Genomic DNA, 14,787 nt, shown 5'->3' with positions numbered 1-14,787 from the left:
ATCATGTCTGTCGTTCTCCGCTGGCAGGGCGTCAAGTCAATGATGGCAGATTGCTGGGGTTTTTAGAGGCTCCTTTAAGTATTTTCCGGTACCCGATGAATCTTTAGACTTCCCCTGCAGCTGAGGCAAGCCGCACCTGCTCTCGGTGCGTTTACCCCCGCTCGGGGCTGGTCAATGGCCAACATGATCAACTACAAAAAAATTTGCAATGGAGTGGCGTCGGCCTGCTCGGCTTCTTCGGTCTGCGCCTGTCTCTGGACCACCAGACGCAGCAGCGCATGGCCGCCTACAACCAAGTGGTGCAGATGCCGCAACGCACCGCGCACATGACGATCACCCTGCCCTGAGTACGTCGCTATGGATATGCCGACGCTGGCCGTCGCCTTCGCTGGTTTGGCGCAGCCCTCGCAACACGCACGCCTGATCCAACTGCGCGCCCCGGTCGAGGGGCTGGTGGTGGAACGCTTCCACGGGCAGGAGGCGGTGTGCGGCGCCACCGTGCTGCAGATCCAGTGCCTGGCCACCTCGGCGTTTCTCGATGCCGAGGCGCTGCTGGAGCAGCCGCTGGACCTGCAGTTGCGCCAGGCCGACGGCGCGCAGCGCCACTGGCAAGGCCTGTGCACCGAGGTGGCGCAGCTGGGCGGCGACGGCGGCCTGGCCCGCTACCGGCTGACCCTGGAGCCGTGGACGGCGCTGCTGGCGCTGCGGCGCAACGCGCGGGTGTTCCAGGACCTGGACGCGCGCGCGATCTGCGAACGGATCTTCGCCGACTCCCCTCAGGCCGCGTTCCGCTTCGAGGTGCAGGCCACGTTGCCGGCGCACCCGATCACCACCCAATACCGCGAGAGCGACTTGGCGTTCGTCACCCGCCTGCTGGCCGAGGCCGGCCTGGCCTGGCGCTATGAGCACGCGCAGGACCAGAACGAGGACAGCGCGGCCACCGCAGCCACCCTGGTGATCTTCGATCCGCAGGCGCAGGCGCCGGACAGCGGCACGATCCGCTTCCACCGCAGCGCCATGGCCGAGGCCGACGATGCGATCGGCGCCTTCGGCGAGCGCCGCAGCGTGGTGCCCACCGCCAGCACCGTGGCCAGCTGGCACAGCGAGCAAGTGCGCGCGGTCTGCGCGCAGGCGCAGGCCGAAGCCGGCGGGCTGCCGCCGCTGGAGGTCTACGTGCAGCCGCGCGCCGGGCGCTTCGCCCAGCAGGCCACCGCGCAGGACCAGGCGCAGGCGCGGCTGGACGCGCTGCGCGTATCGCACACGCTGCACGCCGGTGCCGGCAGCGCCGCGTGCTGGCGGCCGGCGCGGCGTTCACCTTGAGCCAGCACGCGCAGCACGCAGGCCAGCGCTTCATTCCCGTGGCGATCGAGCACGTGGCGGTGAACAACCTGGGCCAGGGCATCGTCGCCTTACTGGACGCGCCGGACCTGGAGCACGGCAGCTACCGCACCCGCTTCCTGGCGGTGCCGGCGGCCACGCCGCTGCGTGCGCTGCCGCAGTACCGCCCGCGCCTGCACGGTCCGCAGAGCGCGCGCGTGGTTGGGGTGGCCGATGCGGCGGTGAGCCCCAGCCGCGACCATCAGGTGCGGATCCAGTTCCCGTGGCAGCGCGGTGCCCAGCCCACTCCGGGCGGGTTGACCGACAGCGCCAGCGCCGCGGCCGGCCACGCACCGGGCGACCAGAGCGCCGGCACCTGGGTGCCGGTGGCCGAATGGGTGGCCGGCCCGAACTGGGGCAGCCACTTCCTGCCGCGCATCGGCAGCGAGGTGCTGGTCGAGTTCCTGCATGGGGATCTCGACCAGCCGCGCATCACCGGCCAGCTGTACAACGGCCAGGTCGCCCCGCCCTTCGGCGGCGGCCTGGACGCGCACGCCAGCCACCCCGGCACGCTCAGCGGCCTGCACACCCAGTCCCACGACGGCAGCGGCACCCAGCAATGGCTGCTGGACGACACCGCCGGCCAGCTGCGCACGCGCCTGCACACCTCGCTGGCCGACACCCGGCTGGAACTGGGCTACCTGGTCCAGCACCGCGACACCGCCCGCGGCGCGCTGCGCGGGCAAGGCTTCGAGCTGGCCTCGCAGGGCTGGGGCAACGTGCATGCCGCGCACGGCCTGCTGCTGTCCAGCAGCGCCCGCCGCCAGGGCGCCTCAACCGCGCTGGACGTGGCCGAGGCGGTGGCCCAGCTGCAAGGCGCCGAGCGCACCGCCCAAGCGCTGCACACCACCCTGACCCAGCAACAGCTGCCCGGCCTGGACGCTAGCAGCGTCACCCAACTGCGCGAGGCGATCGACCCGCAGGCGCAGGGCAAATACGCTGGCGCGGTCGGCGGGCAACCGGCGACCAAGCCGGCCGACGGCCGCCGCGACGGCCAGGACCCGGTGGAACGGTTCGCCGATGCGCGCCTGCTCGGCGAGTCGCCGGACCACATCGCCTGGACCACCCCGGCCAGCGGCGTGGCCTATGCCGGGCAGACCCTGCAGTGGACCGTGCAGCAGGATGCGCAGCTGAGCGCCGGGCAGACGCTGTCGGCGGTGTCCGGCCAGCACACTGCCCTGTGCGCGCAGCGCGGGGCGCTCAAGCTGATCACCGCCGCCGGCCCGCTGAGCCTGCAGGCGCACACCGGCGCGCTGGAACTGCTGGCCGATCAGGCGGTGACGGTGACCGCCACCGACACCCGCATCGACGTGCTGGCCCAGCATAAGATTGCGCTGCAGGCCGGGCAGACCTGCATCACCCTGGAAGGCGACGACATCACCTTCGCCTGCCTGGGCGAGTTCAACGTCAGGGGCAGCCTGCATCTGTTCTTGGCGGCGGAGATGAACACCGTCGACATCCCGCCGCTGCCGGAAGGACGACTTCCATTGGAGACGCTGTCTCTGGAGCATCGCTATCACGACGATCAGGGCCTGGCCGGTGCCGACTACGTGGTCACCCTGGCCGATGGCGGCAAACGGCACGGCACGCTCGACGCGCAGGGACGCGCCGAGGTGGCCAATGTCCCCGGCGGCTCGGCCGAGCACGATCGGCCCACCATCTTCCCGGACCCGGAACCAACCATGGCTCCAATCAACATCGCACATGGCCGCCGAGAAACACCTGCGATGTCAGCTGCCATGCCTCAGTCCAGGTGCGCGCCTGGGTCACGCGACAAGCCAACGGCAATGCGCCAGAGCCCTTCAGACTGGCCGACTTCTCTAACGCGCCGTTGGGAGCGTGGCACGGCAACGACCGCCGATCGATCGCAAGCACTCGCTCGCTACCGGACTGACAGTTCTCCACGAATGATGTCTGCGCCCGCACTGAGGGCCTTGAGTTTGCCTCTTGCCACGTGTCGGGCGAGAGGCGCCATCCCGCAGTTGGTGGAAGGGTAGAGCTTGTCGGCATCGACAAACCGAAGCGCTTTGCGCAGCGTATCGGCCACCTCCTGCGGTGTTTCGATCGTATTGCTTGCCACGTCGATGGCTCCGACCATCACCTTCTTGCCGCGCACGAGTTCGATCAGATCGATCGGAACGTGCGAGTTGTGGCACTCCAGCGAGATGATGTCGATCGTGGATGTCTGCAGCTTGGGGAACGACTCTTCGTACTGACGCCACTCCGAACCCAGGGTCTGCTTCCAGTCGGTATTGGCCTTGATGCCGTAGCCATAGCAGATATGGACGGCGGTCTCGCACTTGAGCCCTTCGATCGCGCGTTCAAGGGTGGCAACACCCCAGTCGTTGACCTCGTCGAAGAAGACATTGAAGGCCGGCTCATCGAACTGGATGATATCCACGCCAGCAGCTTCGAGCTCCTTGGCTTCCTGATTCAATATCTTTGCGAATTCCCATGCCAGCTTTTCACGGCTTTTATAGTGCGCATCGTAGAGGGTATCGATCATCGTCATCGGACCAGGCAGCGCCCATTTGATCGGCTGCCCGGTTTGCTGACGCAAGAACTTTGCATCGTCTACGAAGACAGGCTGGGGGCGGCTCACCGCGCCAAAGATGGTCGGGACGCTGGCGTCATAGCGATTGCGAATCCTGACAGTCTCACGTTTTTCGAAATCAACACCGCTGAGGTGTTCGATGAACGTGGTTACGAAGTGTTGGCGGGTCTGCTCGCCGTCACTCACGATATCGATGCCTGCGTGCTGCTGTTCCTGCAGCGACAAGCGCAATGCGTCCTGCTTGCCTTCAATCAGTTCCTCGTCCTGCAGCTTCCAGGGAGACCAGAGTTTCTCGGGCTGCGCGAGCCAGGAAGGCTTGGGCAGGCTACCGGCGGTTGAGGTAGGGAGCAGCTTTTTCATGATGAGTGATGTCTGACGTTCGTGTTGATTAGAAAGCGTGGTTGGAAGCCCACTGCTCGAGAAGATTCCCGTAGGGCATGATGAAGTGCTCCTGCGTGAATTTCCCCTGCGTTACCGCGAGCTGACTGCGCTCTTCCCGGTCGTAGACGATCTGGGTAGACGAATAATCCTGATGCTTCAGGCTCGGTTGATAGATGGCGCCTGCCGCGGAATTGGCGTTGTAGATTTCTGGCCGGTAAATCTTCTGAAACGTCTCCATGGTGCTGATGGTTCCGATCAGCTCAAGAATGGTGTAGTCGTTCAGCAGGTCGCCGAGGAAGTAAAACGCCAAGGGGGCGACGCTGTTGGGCGGCATGAAATAGCGCACCTGCAGGCCCATCTTTTCGAAATACCGATCGGTCAATGAACCCTCGTCCTGCCTGTATTCAATACCCAGGATGGGGTGCTGGTTTCCAGTTCGATGATAGACCTTGCTGCTGGAGACGCTGATGCAGATGACAGGCGGCTTGGCGAAGCGCTCTTTGTAGGCGTCCGAGTTCACGAAGTGCTTGAACAGCTTTCCGTGCAGGCTGCCGAAATCATCCGGGATGCTGAAGCTGGACGTGTCCTGATTGTGCGCTGGCAGCAGGACGCTGAAATCGTAGTCCCGCACATAAGAGGAGAAGTTATTCCCTGCAATTCCATCGATGTGCGCACCGGTCTTTTTATCGACGATGTGGGTTTTCAATATCTCGATCAACGGAAATCCATCGCTTCTTTCGCTCTCACCGATGTTCATCTCGAAAGAGATGATTTCGAGTCTGACAGCGTAGCGGTCGACCTTCGGGTTATCCCAATGCGCCAGGTCGTTGAAGCGGTTGTCAATCATCGCAAGCGTGTTACGCAAATTTTCCTGGCGACGCGGTCCTCTGGCCAGGTTGGCAAAGTTCGTCGTGTTGCGCGTATTGGCCGAGGGATGGTAGTCCTCATCAAACCAAAGGCTCTTGATGCTGAAGGTCAATTCTTGAGTCATTGCAACCTAACGCCTTGTTTCCGAGATGAAAATACGAGCGCGCTTCTCAGCGCAGGTGTTGATGCCTGCGGGGTAGAAGCCGGGATCTGGATCAGCGAGCAATCGCCAACGGATCCTTTGGACGGCGAGGGGCGTGGTGGCCCGCCAAACAACCGTGGGCTGGATGGCCCCTCAGGCCACGGCGACTTCTTCTGCGGCGATGGAGCTTGCATGCCGCGTCAACTCAATCAGCGGCAGTGCCCGCTGGACCGCCAGTCTGGCCCGCTCGGCCAGCGCCTCGTTGTGCACGCAGTAGTCCAGGAAGTCCCGGTCGGTCGCGTAGACGCCCAGTGGCAACGTGCGCGCCTGGAAGAAACTGAAAAGCGGCCGCAACTGGTGGTCGATCACCAACGCATGGCGTTCACTGCCGCCGGTCGCGGCCAACAGGACTGGCTTGTCGATCAAGGCATCCTGATGGATAAAATCGAAGAAGTGCTTGAACAGCCCGGTGAAGGAGCCGCGATAGACCGGTGTTGCAACCACAAGAACGTCAGCCTGCTCCACTGCTGACAGTTCCTGCTCCACCGTTGCGGGCAGGTGGGAGCGCCAGACCGCACCAGCGAACTGCGGTGCCAACGCCCCGAGTTCGACCAGGTGTTGCTCGCACGGGACTTCATCGGCGATCAAGGCAAGCAGGTGCTCTGTCAGGGCGACGGCCTTGGAGGGGCGTTGCAGTCCGCCGGAGACCGCAACGACGCGGAGTGGGTGTGGCACGTTTACAGTCATGCGGGTTGACCTAGCAGTGGTGGAAGTTGCGCAGTTCACCAAGAACATGGGAGCCGTCCCGATGGCGACGTCTGGGTCCGGGCGGCCCCGTAGAGGGCGAATGAACGACGAGCACCCATGCTACGGCTCGCATTTAATGAAGTAAAATGGTGTTATTTCAACAACCCATGAATTCTGATCATCTGAATGCTTGAGCGCATCCATCTCACCATCGTCCAGCGGGTCGAGCAGCAAGGCTCGCTGACGGCCGCCGCAGGCGTGCTGAACTTGACCCAGTCGGCCCTGAGCCACAGCATGAAAAAGCTGGAGCAGCAGCTGGGCACTGACGTCTGGCTGCGCGAGGGGCGCAGCCTGCGCCTGACGCAGGCGGGCCAGTATCTGCTGGCGGTGGCGAACCGGGTGCTGCCGCAACTGGATCTGGCCGAAGAGCGCCTGGGGCAGTTCGCGCAGGGCGAACGCGGTGCGTTGCGCATCGGCATGGAATGCCATCCGTGCTACCAGTGGCTGCTCAAACTGGTGTCGCCCTATCTGGCCACATGGCCGGATGTGGATGTGGACGTCAAACAGAAGTTCCAGTTCGGCGGCATTGGCGCGCTATTCGGCTATGAGATCGATTTGCTGGTCACGCCTGACCCGCTGTTCAAGCCAGGGCTGAGGTTCGAGCCAGTGTTCGACTACGAGCAGGTGCTCGTCGTGGCCAGGGGCCATGCACTGGCGTCGGCTGCCTACGTCAAGCCCCAGCAGCTGACACGGGAGGTGCTCATCAGCTATCCCGTGCACCTTGAGCGCCTGGACATCTACAGCCAGTTCCTGCTGCCGGCTGGTATCACGCCCAGGCGCCACAAAGCCATCGAAACCACCGACATCATGATGCAGATGGTGGCCAGTGGCCGCGGCGTGGCTGCCATGCCACGCTGGCTGGTCGAGGAATACGCCTCCAGGATGGACGTCGTGCCTGTCCGGCTGGGTGCTCGCGGCATCTCCAAGCAGATCTTCCTTGGAGCACGCGAGGCCGATATCGCAATCGACTACGTGCGGGCCTTCATCGAACTGGCCCGCCAGCCTGCCAATGCCAATGCCACCGCCAACACCAACACCAACACGCCGGGAGCCAACTGATGGACACCACCGCCAAGCGCACGCCACTTCCACTGCCTGCCGGCCACGACAAGATATTGCTGCATTCCTGCTGCGCACCGTGCTCTGGCGAGGTGATGGAGGCCATGCTGGCTTCCGGCGTCGACTACACCATCTTCTTCTACAACCCCAACATTCATCCGCGTAAGGAGTACGAGCTGCGTAAGGACGAGAACATCCGCTTTGCCGAGCAGTTCGGCGTGCCCTTCATCGATGCAGACTACGATCGAGACAACTGGTTCGAGCGGGCACGCGGGATGGAAAACGAACCCGAGCGCGGTGTGCGTTGCACCATGTGCTTTGACATGCGGTTTGAACGCACCGCGCTGTATGCCCACGAGCGCGGCTTCCCGGTGATCACCAGTTCCCTGGGCATCTCACGCTGGAAAAACATGCAGCAGATCAACGAATGCGGCGTACGCGCTGCGGCCAAGTACCCCGGCCTGATGTACTGGGAGTACAACTGGCGCAAGGGCGGTGGTTCCTCGCGCATGATCGAGATCAGCAAGCGCGAGAACTTCTATCAGCAGGAATATTGCGGCTGCGTTTACTCCCTGCGCGACACGAACCGGCACCGCGTGGAAAGCGGTCGCAATCGCATTCAGCTTGGCGTGAAATTCTACGGCGATGGGGAGAAAGAAGACTAAAGTGCCCGCCAGGTCAGCAACGCCACTGGAATTTCAGTGTGTTCCATGGCGCCCTTCCCGCTCGGTCAGAGCTGACGCACCTGCGCCACCCAATAGCCACCAAAGGACGGCAAAACCGTTGATTTATCCGGATACGCCCAGCCTCGCCAGCACGCTCACCGAGGCCTATTCGTTGGAGGTCAGCGCAACGGACATTCCCGGGCTGACCGCAGCGGCGCCTCGGATCAGGCGTGGCGCGACCATTTCCATCCCTTACCTGCCCAACCAGGACAACGACGCGCGACTGGCCGCAGCACAGATGGTGCGCAAACTCGGCTTCGCGCCCATGCCGCACCTTTCCGCGCGCCGCATCGCCTCGCTCAACGAGCTACACGCATTCGTCACGCGCGCAGTCGATGAAGCAGGCGTTGAGCGCTGCTTGGTGATCGCAGGTGATTCGACTTCTCCGATAGGGCCTTTTTCGGATAGCTTGTCGCTGATCGAAACAGGCGTTTTTGAGCGCTCGGGCATCAAGACCATCGGCGTGGGGGGGCATCCAGAAGGACATCCGATCATGCGTGCAACCGAGCGATGGGATGTCCTGGAACGCAAGTGTCGCAGCATCGCCGAGCGCGGCATGGCGCCCCTGATCGTCACGCAATTCGCGTTTGATGCCGACATCGTGCTGACGTGGTTGAAAGCGCTGCGCGAGCGTGGCATTGAACATCCCGTGCGTGTGGGCGTTCCTGGTCCTGCTGGCGTCGCGGTGCTCGCACGCTATGCCGCAAGGTGCGGTGTGGGCGCATGCGCATCGATGCTGTCCAAGTACGGCATCTCGATCGGCAAGCTGTTCGGTAGCGCGGGGCCGGATCGCTTTGTTGATCGCCTCGCCACAGGCCTCACTGAAGCGCATGGGGACGTCAGCATGCACTTCTTTCCCTTTGGCGGCATCGCACAGTCTGTCGCATGGGTAGAGCAGTACCGCTCCCGCACCGCGCCCTCCTGGGCGGACTAAGAGCGGCTAACAAAACTACTGCGCTCACCGCCAGGCCGGCGCGGTCGGTGCTCGGAATCGGCATGTACCACTCGTACACTCCGGTTCTGAGCGCGCCGTCCGCACCCACCTGACGACTGCTCGCTACGTTCAGGTCGCCAGCAGCGCGCCGACAATGCCCACCGGCACCGCCAGCATCACCGAGACCGGAATCGACCAACGCTCGTACAACGCGGCCAGACACAGGAACACCAACACCAGCGACACCGCGTACAACATCCAGGTCTGGGTGCCGGCCGCCTGTTGCTCATACGACATGCCCGACCATGCGTAGCCAACGCCCTTGCCCATACCATCGACTTCGCCGGCCAGCGCGGTCATCGCATCGCCCGAGCTGGTGCCCGGTGCGGCACTGCCGGTGATGTCCATCGATTCGCTGCCGTTGAAGCGCGTCAGCACCTGCGGCGCATACGCCCAAGCGCTGTTGGCGAACGCCGAAAACGGCACCATGGCGGCGTCGCTGTTGCGCACAGACCAACGCTCGATATCGCCGGGCAACATGCGTGCGGACGCTTCGCCCTGCACGTACACACGCTTGACCCGGTTGTTGTTGAGAAAGTCGTTGACGTAACGCCCGCCCATCGCCGTGGACTAAGGTGGTGTTGATGTCGGCGGCGGCCACGCCCAACGCGCCGGCCTTGGCATCGTCGATCTGCACGCGATAAGTCGGCGCATCGTCCCGCCCGTTGAAGCGCACCGCACTCAAGGGTTGATTGCCGTTGGCCAACTGCAGCACTTGCTTGGGTGCTTCCACCAAGGCCGCGTATCCGTTGCCGGCGGCATCCTGCAACTGCAAGGTGACACCGGAGCTGGTGCCCAGGCCAGTGATGGCCGGCGGCGTCAACGCAAACACCTGCGCGTCTGGCAGCGTCATCATCATCGCGCCGGTGATGCGGTGCGCCACTTCCTGCGCTGAGCCCTCGCGGTCGGCCCAGTCCCTCAGACGGATAAAGCCCATCCCCGAGTTCTGGCTGCTACCGGCCAGACTGAAGCCGGAGATGGTCATGATGCCCTGCACTTCCTGCTGCTTGAGGATGAACTGGGTGGCCTGATCGATCGATTGCTGAGTACGTTTCTGGGTGGCACCGGCCGGTGCGCTGAACATCACCATCAGCATGCCCTGGTCCTCGTCGGGCAGGAATGCGCTGGGCAGGCGCCAGAACAGCAGGCACAGCACCACCAGCAACACCCCATAGATCAGCGCGCCGGCCTTGCGATGGCTGACGATGCGCTCCACACCGCGCCCGTAGCTGTCGGTGCCGCGATCGAAGCGCGTGTTGAACCAGTTGAAGAACTTGCCCAGCACGCCTTTGCGCGAGACATGGCCGCCCTTGTCGATGGGCTTGAGCAAGGTGGCGCAGAGCGCCGGGCTCAGAGTCAGTGCGACCACCAGCGACAGGATCATCGCCACAACAATCGTCACCGAAAATTGCCGCTAGATCTCGCCGGTAGCGCCGCCGAAGAAGGCCATCGGCAGGAACACTGCGGTGAGCACCAGTGCGATGCCGACCAGGGCGCCGGTGATCTGGCCCATTGAGGTATGCGTGGCCTCGCGCGGCGACATGCCTTGTTCGGCCATCAATGGCTCGACGTGGTGTCGTAGGCGACCTCGTCTTTCAACCTCGTCTTTCAACCCGGCCGGGAAATACGGCGTGAGCGCATCGAGCTTGGCTTCCACCAGTTTGGCGGCGTCGGAAGCACCGGTGTAGGTCGCACTGACCGTCACCGATAGCGGTGCGATGTCTGGGTATTGCTCCAGCGGCAGCGAGAAGATCGAGATCGCGCCGGCCAGCGTGATGACAATGGCGATAGTCGGCCTTGGGCGTGGCGCTAGCCGGCGCTGCGGATGCCTGCGTGGTCTTGGCTGCTGCCAATGCAGTCGGTGCGGCTGCGGCTTGTTTGGCGGCGGCAGCGGTCACCTCGCGCGTCTTCACTGGCATGCCGATCTGGATTTTCTGCAGGCCTTGCACGATCACGCTCTGGCCCGCAGACAATCCTTCGCTGACCACCCAGCGGTCGCCGACCGCATCGCCGGTCTTGAGCATGCGCTGCACCACCTTGCCATCGGCACCCACCCCCGTCGCCACTGCCTCGCCCCTGCTGCTGGGGGTGACGGCTTGTTGCGGCACCCCTGCTCGTTGACCGCCATCGACAGCACCGCTTTGACGTACATGCCGGGCAACAACAGATGGTCCGGGTTCGGAATCACTGCACGTAACTTCACTGTACCGGTGGTGGCATCAACGGCGGCGTCCACCGCTTCCAGCGTGCCGCTGCGCGCGTAAGCGCTGCCGTCTTCCAGCAGCAGCTTGACCTCGGCCTTGCCGTTCACCGCCTTGACCTGGCCGGCGTCGAGCTTGCGCCGCAACTGCGGCAGCTGCGCGCTGGATTGGCTGACATCGACATAGATCGGATCGAGCTGATTGATCGTGGTCAGCAGGTCGGTCTGATCTGCAGTGACCAGTGCGCCAGGCGTAAAACGAGAGGTGCCGATGCGGCCACTGATCGGCGCGGTGATGCGGGTGAAATCCAGATTGCGTTTTGCGGTCTGCAACGCGGCTTTTGCGGCAGTCACCGCGGCCTCGTTCTGGCGCAGCGTGGCGATGGCATCATCGCCATCCTGCTGACTCACTGGATCCAGCTTGACCAGCGTCTGATATCGCTGCGCCTTGGGCTTGGCCGAGAGCACCGCCGCTTGCGCCTGCGCCCGCTCGCCCTGCGCGGAGGCATACGCGGCCTGAAACGTGGCCGGCGCGATCTGGTACAGCACCTGCCCAGCTTGCACCTGCTCGCCTTCGGTAAACAGCCGCTTGCGCAAGATGCCGCCCACTTGCGGGCGCACCTGCGCGCTTTGATAGGCAACCGTGCGCCCTGGCAGGGTCTGGTCCAGCACCAAGCGCTGCATGTCCACGCGCTGCACGCCCACTTCCACTTGCCGCTGCTGCGGCGCTTGCGCAGGCGAGCAGGCCGCCAGCGCGACGGTGATCATGGCGGCCAGCAGCCATTGGCGCGGCACCACGACAGCACGGGAGTCATCGATGGACCGCATGCGGCGCACTCGGGAATGATCGGAGGATGCGCACGCTACGCTGCGAATATGGAGCAAATTTGAAGATTGCATCGCAGCTGCGGCGAGCGCTTGCTTTCGCGGTTCAATGAAGTCCCAATACGGTTGTGCAAGACAGGCGGCGCACCTGGCGCCTGCAGTCGACGCCGCTGCACTACCCAGTCAATGCAGGCCGTCATTGCAGCAAGCGCACGTGCATGACCTCCTTGGCAACAAGGTTCTCCCAACGTCGATGAAACTCGGAATCACCGCCAAACTCTTTCTCGCCATTCTGAGCGCCTGCATCCCGGTCTGAGCGCCTGCATCGCAGTGCTGCTGATCAATTGCCTGGCCGGGCAGCTGTGACTCAGAAAGCAGTTTCTCGACTATCTCAGCGAACAGGGCATCGAGCGGATGATGGAAGTGTTGCCGCGCGTGCAGGCCGATTACGCCAAGCATGGCGACTGGAACTTCGTCCGCGACAATCCCGATGCCTGGTGTGTGCTGATGTGCCCGGAGCTGGCGCAGAATCTGCCGCCGCGCGCACTGCCGATCTCGGATCAGACCGGCGCAGTGTTTTGCTTCGCACTGCTGGATCGCAACTACCGTGTGGTGATCGGCAACCCCGATGTCAGCCGCGCCGACATGCTGCGCCCGGTGGTGGTGAACGGGCAGACGGTGGGCTGGATGGGCATGCTGCCGTTCGAGAAAGTGCTGGCCACCAACGACGCACGCTTCTACCAGGCGCAGCAACGTCTCTGATGGACCGTTGGCGCTGCGTCGATCGTGGTTGCCGCGTTGTTTGGCTGGTTGTTGTCGCGTACCTTGCTGCGCCGCCTGCGTGGTTTGACGGTGGCAACCCATCGATTGGCTGACGGCGACTACAGCACACGATTGGAAGCCGACATGCGCGATGAACTGGACCAACTCGCGCGCGAGTTCAACCAGCTGGCGCAGGCGCTGGACAACAACGAACGCGCACGCCGCGATTTCATGGCCGATGTCCCGCACGAACTGCGCACGCCCCTGGCGATCTTGCGCGCCGAACTGGAAGCGCTGCAGGACGGCATCCGGCCGATGACACGCGCGTCGCCGACCTCGTTGCATCAGGAGGTCGGCCAACTCGGCAAGCTGATCGAAGATCTTTACGACCTCTCGCTGACCGATGTGGGCGCGTTGGCGTATCGGTGCGCGCCGATCGATCTGAGTGTGGTGCTGCGGGCCACGCTGGCCGGTATGCACACGCGCATCGCTGCGGCAGGACTCACACTGCAGGTCGACCGCATCAATGTGCCATCGCACGTCAACGGCGATGAGCGCCGCCTGCAGCAGCTGCTCTCCAATCTGCTGGAGAATGCGTTGCGTTACACCGATGCCGGCGGCCAGATGCGGGTGCAGGGCACACGGCGTGCGCAGCTGGTGGAGATCGTGATCGAAGACAGCGCGCCCGGCGTGCCGGCAGACAAACTCGATCGGCTGTTCGAGCGCTTTTATCGCGTGGAAGGCTCGCGCAATCGCGCCAGCGGCGGCAGCGGGCTGGGCTTGGCGATCTGTCGCAATAACGTCGGCGCGCACGACGGTGAGATCCACGCCACGCCCTCGCCGCTGGACGGTCTGCGCGTGACGCTGCGGCTGCCGGCATTGGAGGCGTAATGGATACGCAGACCGCACCGACCGCACATGTGCTCATTGTTGAAGACGAACCGCGGCTGGCCGCGGTGTTGGGCGAGTATCTGCATGCGGCGGGGTATTTGCATCATTGGGTGGCCGATGGCGCGCAGGCGATTGAGGCGTTTCGCGCGCAGGCGCCGGATCTGCTATTGCTGGATCTGATGCTGCCCAATCGCGATGGCTTGGACATCTGCCGCGAACTGCGCAGCCTCAGTGCGGTGCCGGTCATCATGGTCACCGCACGCACACAGCAGATCGACCGCCTACTCGGGCTGGAGATCGGCGACGACGATGACATCTGCAAGCCCTTTAGCCCGCGCGAGGTGATCGCGCGCGTACGCGCGGTGCTGCGTCGACACCGGCAGGACTCCGAGAGCGCACCGACGCATGGGCTGATCATTGATGAGGCTACCTGTCGCGCCAGCGTGGCCGGACGCGATCTGGATCTCACGCAGCTCGAATTCCGCCTGCTGCGTACGCTCTGCGCATCGCCTGGACGGGTGTATTCGCGCGAACAGCTGATGGACCGTGTGTATGTGGACCACCGCATCGTCACTGACCGCACCGTCGATAGCCACATCAAGAATGTGCGCCGCAAACTGGCCGATGTGGGTGGCGAAGAGTGGGTACGCTCGCTGTATGGGGCTGGGTATCGGTTTGAGCTATGGGTGTGGATTGGGGAGGTGGAAGCGCTTGGGCTGATGCCGTTGCGACGCGGAAACCATGCAGCCAGCGCGGGTCGCTCGCCATCTGCCTGTCAGCCACCGCGGCCGGGATGGCCGCCATCGCCCTCGGCACTGCACTGCGCCTCACACTCAAAGATCGATGTAAGCGATCTGCTTGCTGGTCTCCGATATCTGCCAGAACGCGCCGATGCCCGTGCGCTTGTCGAGCATGACCGCATCCTGGGTGCACGCTCCAATACGCTGGCAATGGCCCGCATCGACAGGCCGGTTTCATACAACGCATGCAGGCGGTATCGTTCTGGAAGATCCAGGCGGCTGGATGACCTGAGCAACGCCACTTGGCGCGGTGAAGTCGCTCAGGTCAGGTCGCCTGGATCACGTCACACCCATTGGTGGTGCGATCCAGAGTTGAAGCCGCAAGTTCAAACAGCACCGTCGAGATGAGGGGTGTCGTTGGTTTGCGTGGCGTAGTCCATGCAGCGTCTGGCGGCTTATCCTG

The 14,787-nt window shown here is 63.7% G+C and carries 9 protein-coding genes, 1 other RNA gene and 6 pseudogenes; 9 read left to right on the top strand and 7 right to left on the bottom strand.

Features of this window, described 5'->3' with window-relative positions; translation table 11 throughout:
• Positions 1 to 212: 212 nt before the first annotated feature.
• The 3 genes and pseudogenes from XpopCFBP1817_RS15025 to XpopCFBP1817_RS24045 form a co-directional block, all read left to right on the top strand.
• A pseudogene (locus XpopCFBP1817_RS15025) lies at positions 213 to 347 on the top strand (DotU family type IV/VI secretion system protein); the annotation flags it as partial.
• 10 nt (positions 348 to 357) lie between these two features.
• A complete protein-coding gene (locus XpopCFBP1817_RS24050) occupies positions 358 to 1,320 on the top strand; it encodes a type VI secretion system Vgr family protein (protein ID WP_244171195.1) in 963 nt (320 codons plus the stop codon).
• Positions 1,290 to 3,374: a type VI secretion system Vgr family protein gene (locus XpopCFBP1817_RS24045; protein ID WP_244171194.1), complete on the top strand. Its 2,085-nt coding sequence runs from the start codon at positions 1,290 to 1,292 to the stop codon at positions 3,372 to 3,374. The genes XpopCFBP1817_RS24050 and XpopCFBP1817_RS24045 overlap by 31 nt, the downstream gene beginning before the upstream one ends.
• On the opposite strand, the gene XpopCFBP1817_RS15015 is transcribed toward XpopCFBP1817_RS24045, so the two are convergent.
• From XpopCFBP1817_RS15015 to msuE, 3 genes are all read right to left on the bottom strand, one after another.
• Entirely contained in the window at positions 3,260 to 4,291 is a 1,032-nt protein-coding gene (locus XpopCFBP1817_RS15015; RefSeq protein WP_128417714.1) for a methionine synthase, read from the bottom strand. The two genes, XpopCFBP1817_RS24045 and XpopCFBP1817_RS15015, sit on opposite strands and share 115 nt — an antisense overlap.
• A 28-nt stretch (positions 4,292 to 4,319) precedes the next feature.
• Entirely contained in the window at positions 4,320 to 5,303 is a 984-nt protein-coding gene (locus XpopCFBP1817_RS15010) for a DUF1852 domain-containing protein (RefSeq protein WP_128417713.1), read from the bottom strand.
• Between the two features lie 171 nt (positions 5,304 to 5,474).
• Positions 5,475 to 6,068, bottom strand: a complete 594-nt coding sequence (gene msuE, locus XpopCFBP1817_RS15005) for an FMN reductase (protein ID WP_167393945.1) — start codon at positions 6,066 to 6,068, stop codon at positions 5,475 to 5,477.
• A 186-nt stretch (positions 6,069 to 6,254) separates the two neighbouring features.
• On the opposite strand from msuE, the gene XpopCFBP1817_RS15000 reads away from it, so the two are divergent.
• The 4 genes from XpopCFBP1817_RS15000 to XpopCFBP1817_RS14985 all read left to right on the top strand — a co-directional run bounded on the left by XpopCFBP1817_RS15000 (position 6,255) and on the right by XpopCFBP1817_RS14985 (position 8,985).
• Positions 6,255 to 7,187, top strand: a complete 933-nt coding sequence (locus XpopCFBP1817_RS15000; RefSeq protein ID WP_128417712.1) for a LysR family transcriptional regulator — start codon at positions 6,255 to 6,257, stop codon at positions 7,185 to 7,187.
• On the top strand, positions 7,187 to 7,852 hold the full coding sequence (locus XpopCFBP1817_RS14995) for an epoxyqueuosine reductase QueH (protein WP_128417711.1): 666 nt from the start codon (positions 7,187 to 7,189) through the stop codon (positions 7,850 to 7,852). The genes XpopCFBP1817_RS15000 and XpopCFBP1817_RS14995 overlap by 1 nt, the downstream gene beginning before the upstream one ends.
• A gap of 118 nt (positions 7,853 to 7,970) precedes the next feature.
• Positions 7,971 to 8,846: a methylenetetrahydrofolate reductase gene (locus tag XpopCFBP1817_RS14990; protein ID WP_244171193.1), complete on the top strand. Its 876-nt coding sequence runs from the start codon at positions 7,971 to 7,973 to the stop codon at positions 8,844 to 8,846.
• 62 nt (positions 8,847 to 8,908) lie between these two features.
• Positions 8,909 to 8,985, top strand: a non-coding RNA gene (locus tag XpopCFBP1817_RS14985) — sX9 sRNA.
• On the opposite strand, the gene XpopCFBP1817_RS23615 is transcribed toward XpopCFBP1817_RS14985, so the two are convergent.
• From XpopCFBP1817_RS23615 to XpopCFBP1817_RS14970, 3 genes and pseudogenes are all read right to left on the bottom strand, one after another.
• Positions 8,976 to 9,467, bottom strand: a complete 492-nt coding sequence (locus XpopCFBP1817_RS23615; RefSeq protein ID WP_279627123.1) for an efflux RND transporter permease subunit — start codon at positions 9,465 to 9,467, stop codon at positions 8,976 to 8,978. The genes XpopCFBP1817_RS14985 and XpopCFBP1817_RS23615 overlap by 10 nt on opposite strands.
• Positions 9,468 to 9,540: 73 nt before the next feature.
• Positions 9,541 to 10,683, bottom strand: a pseudogene (locus XpopCFBP1817_RS23610) (efflux RND transporter permease subunit); the annotation flags it as partial.
• 13 nt (positions 10,684 to 10,696) lie between these two features.
• Positions 10,697 to 11,934 (bottom strand): annotated as a pseudogene (locus XpopCFBP1817_RS14970) (efflux RND transporter periplasmic adaptor subunit); the annotation flags it as partial.
• 250 nt (positions 11,935 to 12,184) lie between these two features.
• Between XpopCFBP1817_RS14970 and baeS the strand changes: the two are divergent.
• Together baeS and XpopCFBP1817_RS14960 are read left to right on the top strand one after the other, a co-directional pair.
• A pseudogene (baeS, locus tag XpopCFBP1817_RS14965) lies at positions 12,185 to 13,584 on the top strand (sensor histidine kinase efflux regulator BaeS).
• Positions 13,584 to 14,264 (top strand): annotated as a pseudogene (locus XpopCFBP1817_RS14960) (response regulator); the annotation flags it as partial. The pseudogenes baeS and XpopCFBP1817_RS14960, both read left to right, overlap by 1 nt.
• Before the next feature lie 188 nt (positions 14,265 to 14,452).
• Here XpopCFBP1817_RS14960 and XpopCFBP1817_RS14955 read toward each other — a convergent pair.
• Positions 14,453 to 14,620: pseudogene (locus XpopCFBP1817_RS14955) on the bottom strand (helix-turn-helix domain-containing protein); the annotation flags it as partial.
• Between the last annotated feature and the right edge of the window lie 167 nt (positions 14,621 to 14,787).

Origin of the sequence: Xanthomonas populi, from assembly GCF_002940065.1 — a bacterium.
In the GTDB taxonomy this organism is placed as follows: domain Bacteria; phylum Pseudomonadota; class Gammaproteobacteria; order Xanthomonadales; family Xanthomonadaceae; genus Xanthomonas; species Xanthomonas populi.
The sequence above is the reverse complement of the archived record's forward strand: the minus strand, read 5'-3'. Positions and strand labels throughout refer to the sequence as shown.

Coding starts and splice junctions, on each gene's coding strand:
- XpopCFBP1817_RS24050 (WP_244171195.1), top strand. CDS start 358: ATGGATATGCCGACGCTGGCCGTCGCCTTCGCTGGTTTGGCGCAGCCC.
- XpopCFBP1817_RS15015 (WP_128417714.1), bottom strand. CDS start 4,291: ATGAAAAAGCTGCTCCCTACCTCAACCGCCGGTAGCCTGCCCAAGCCT.
- XpopCFBP1817_RS15010 (WP_128417713.1), bottom strand. CDS start 5,303: ATGACTCAAGAATTGACCTTCAGCATCAAGAGCCTTTGGTTTGATGAG.
- msuE (WP_167393945.1), bottom strand. CDS start 6,068: ATGACTGTAAACGTGCCACACCCACTCCGCGTCGTTGCGGTCTCCGGC.
- XpopCFBP1817_RS15000 (WP_128417712.1), top strand. CDS start 6,255: ATGCTTGAGCGCATCCATCTCACCATCGTCCAGCGGGTCGAGCAGCAA.
- XpopCFBP1817_RS14995 (WP_128417711.1), top strand. CDS start 7,187: ATGGACACCACCGCCAAGCGCACGCCACTTCCACTGCCTGCCGGCCAC.
- XpopCFBP1817_RS23615 (WP_279627123.1), bottom strand. CDS start 9,467: ATGGGCGGGCGTTACGTCAACGACTTTCTCAACAACAACCGGGTCAAG.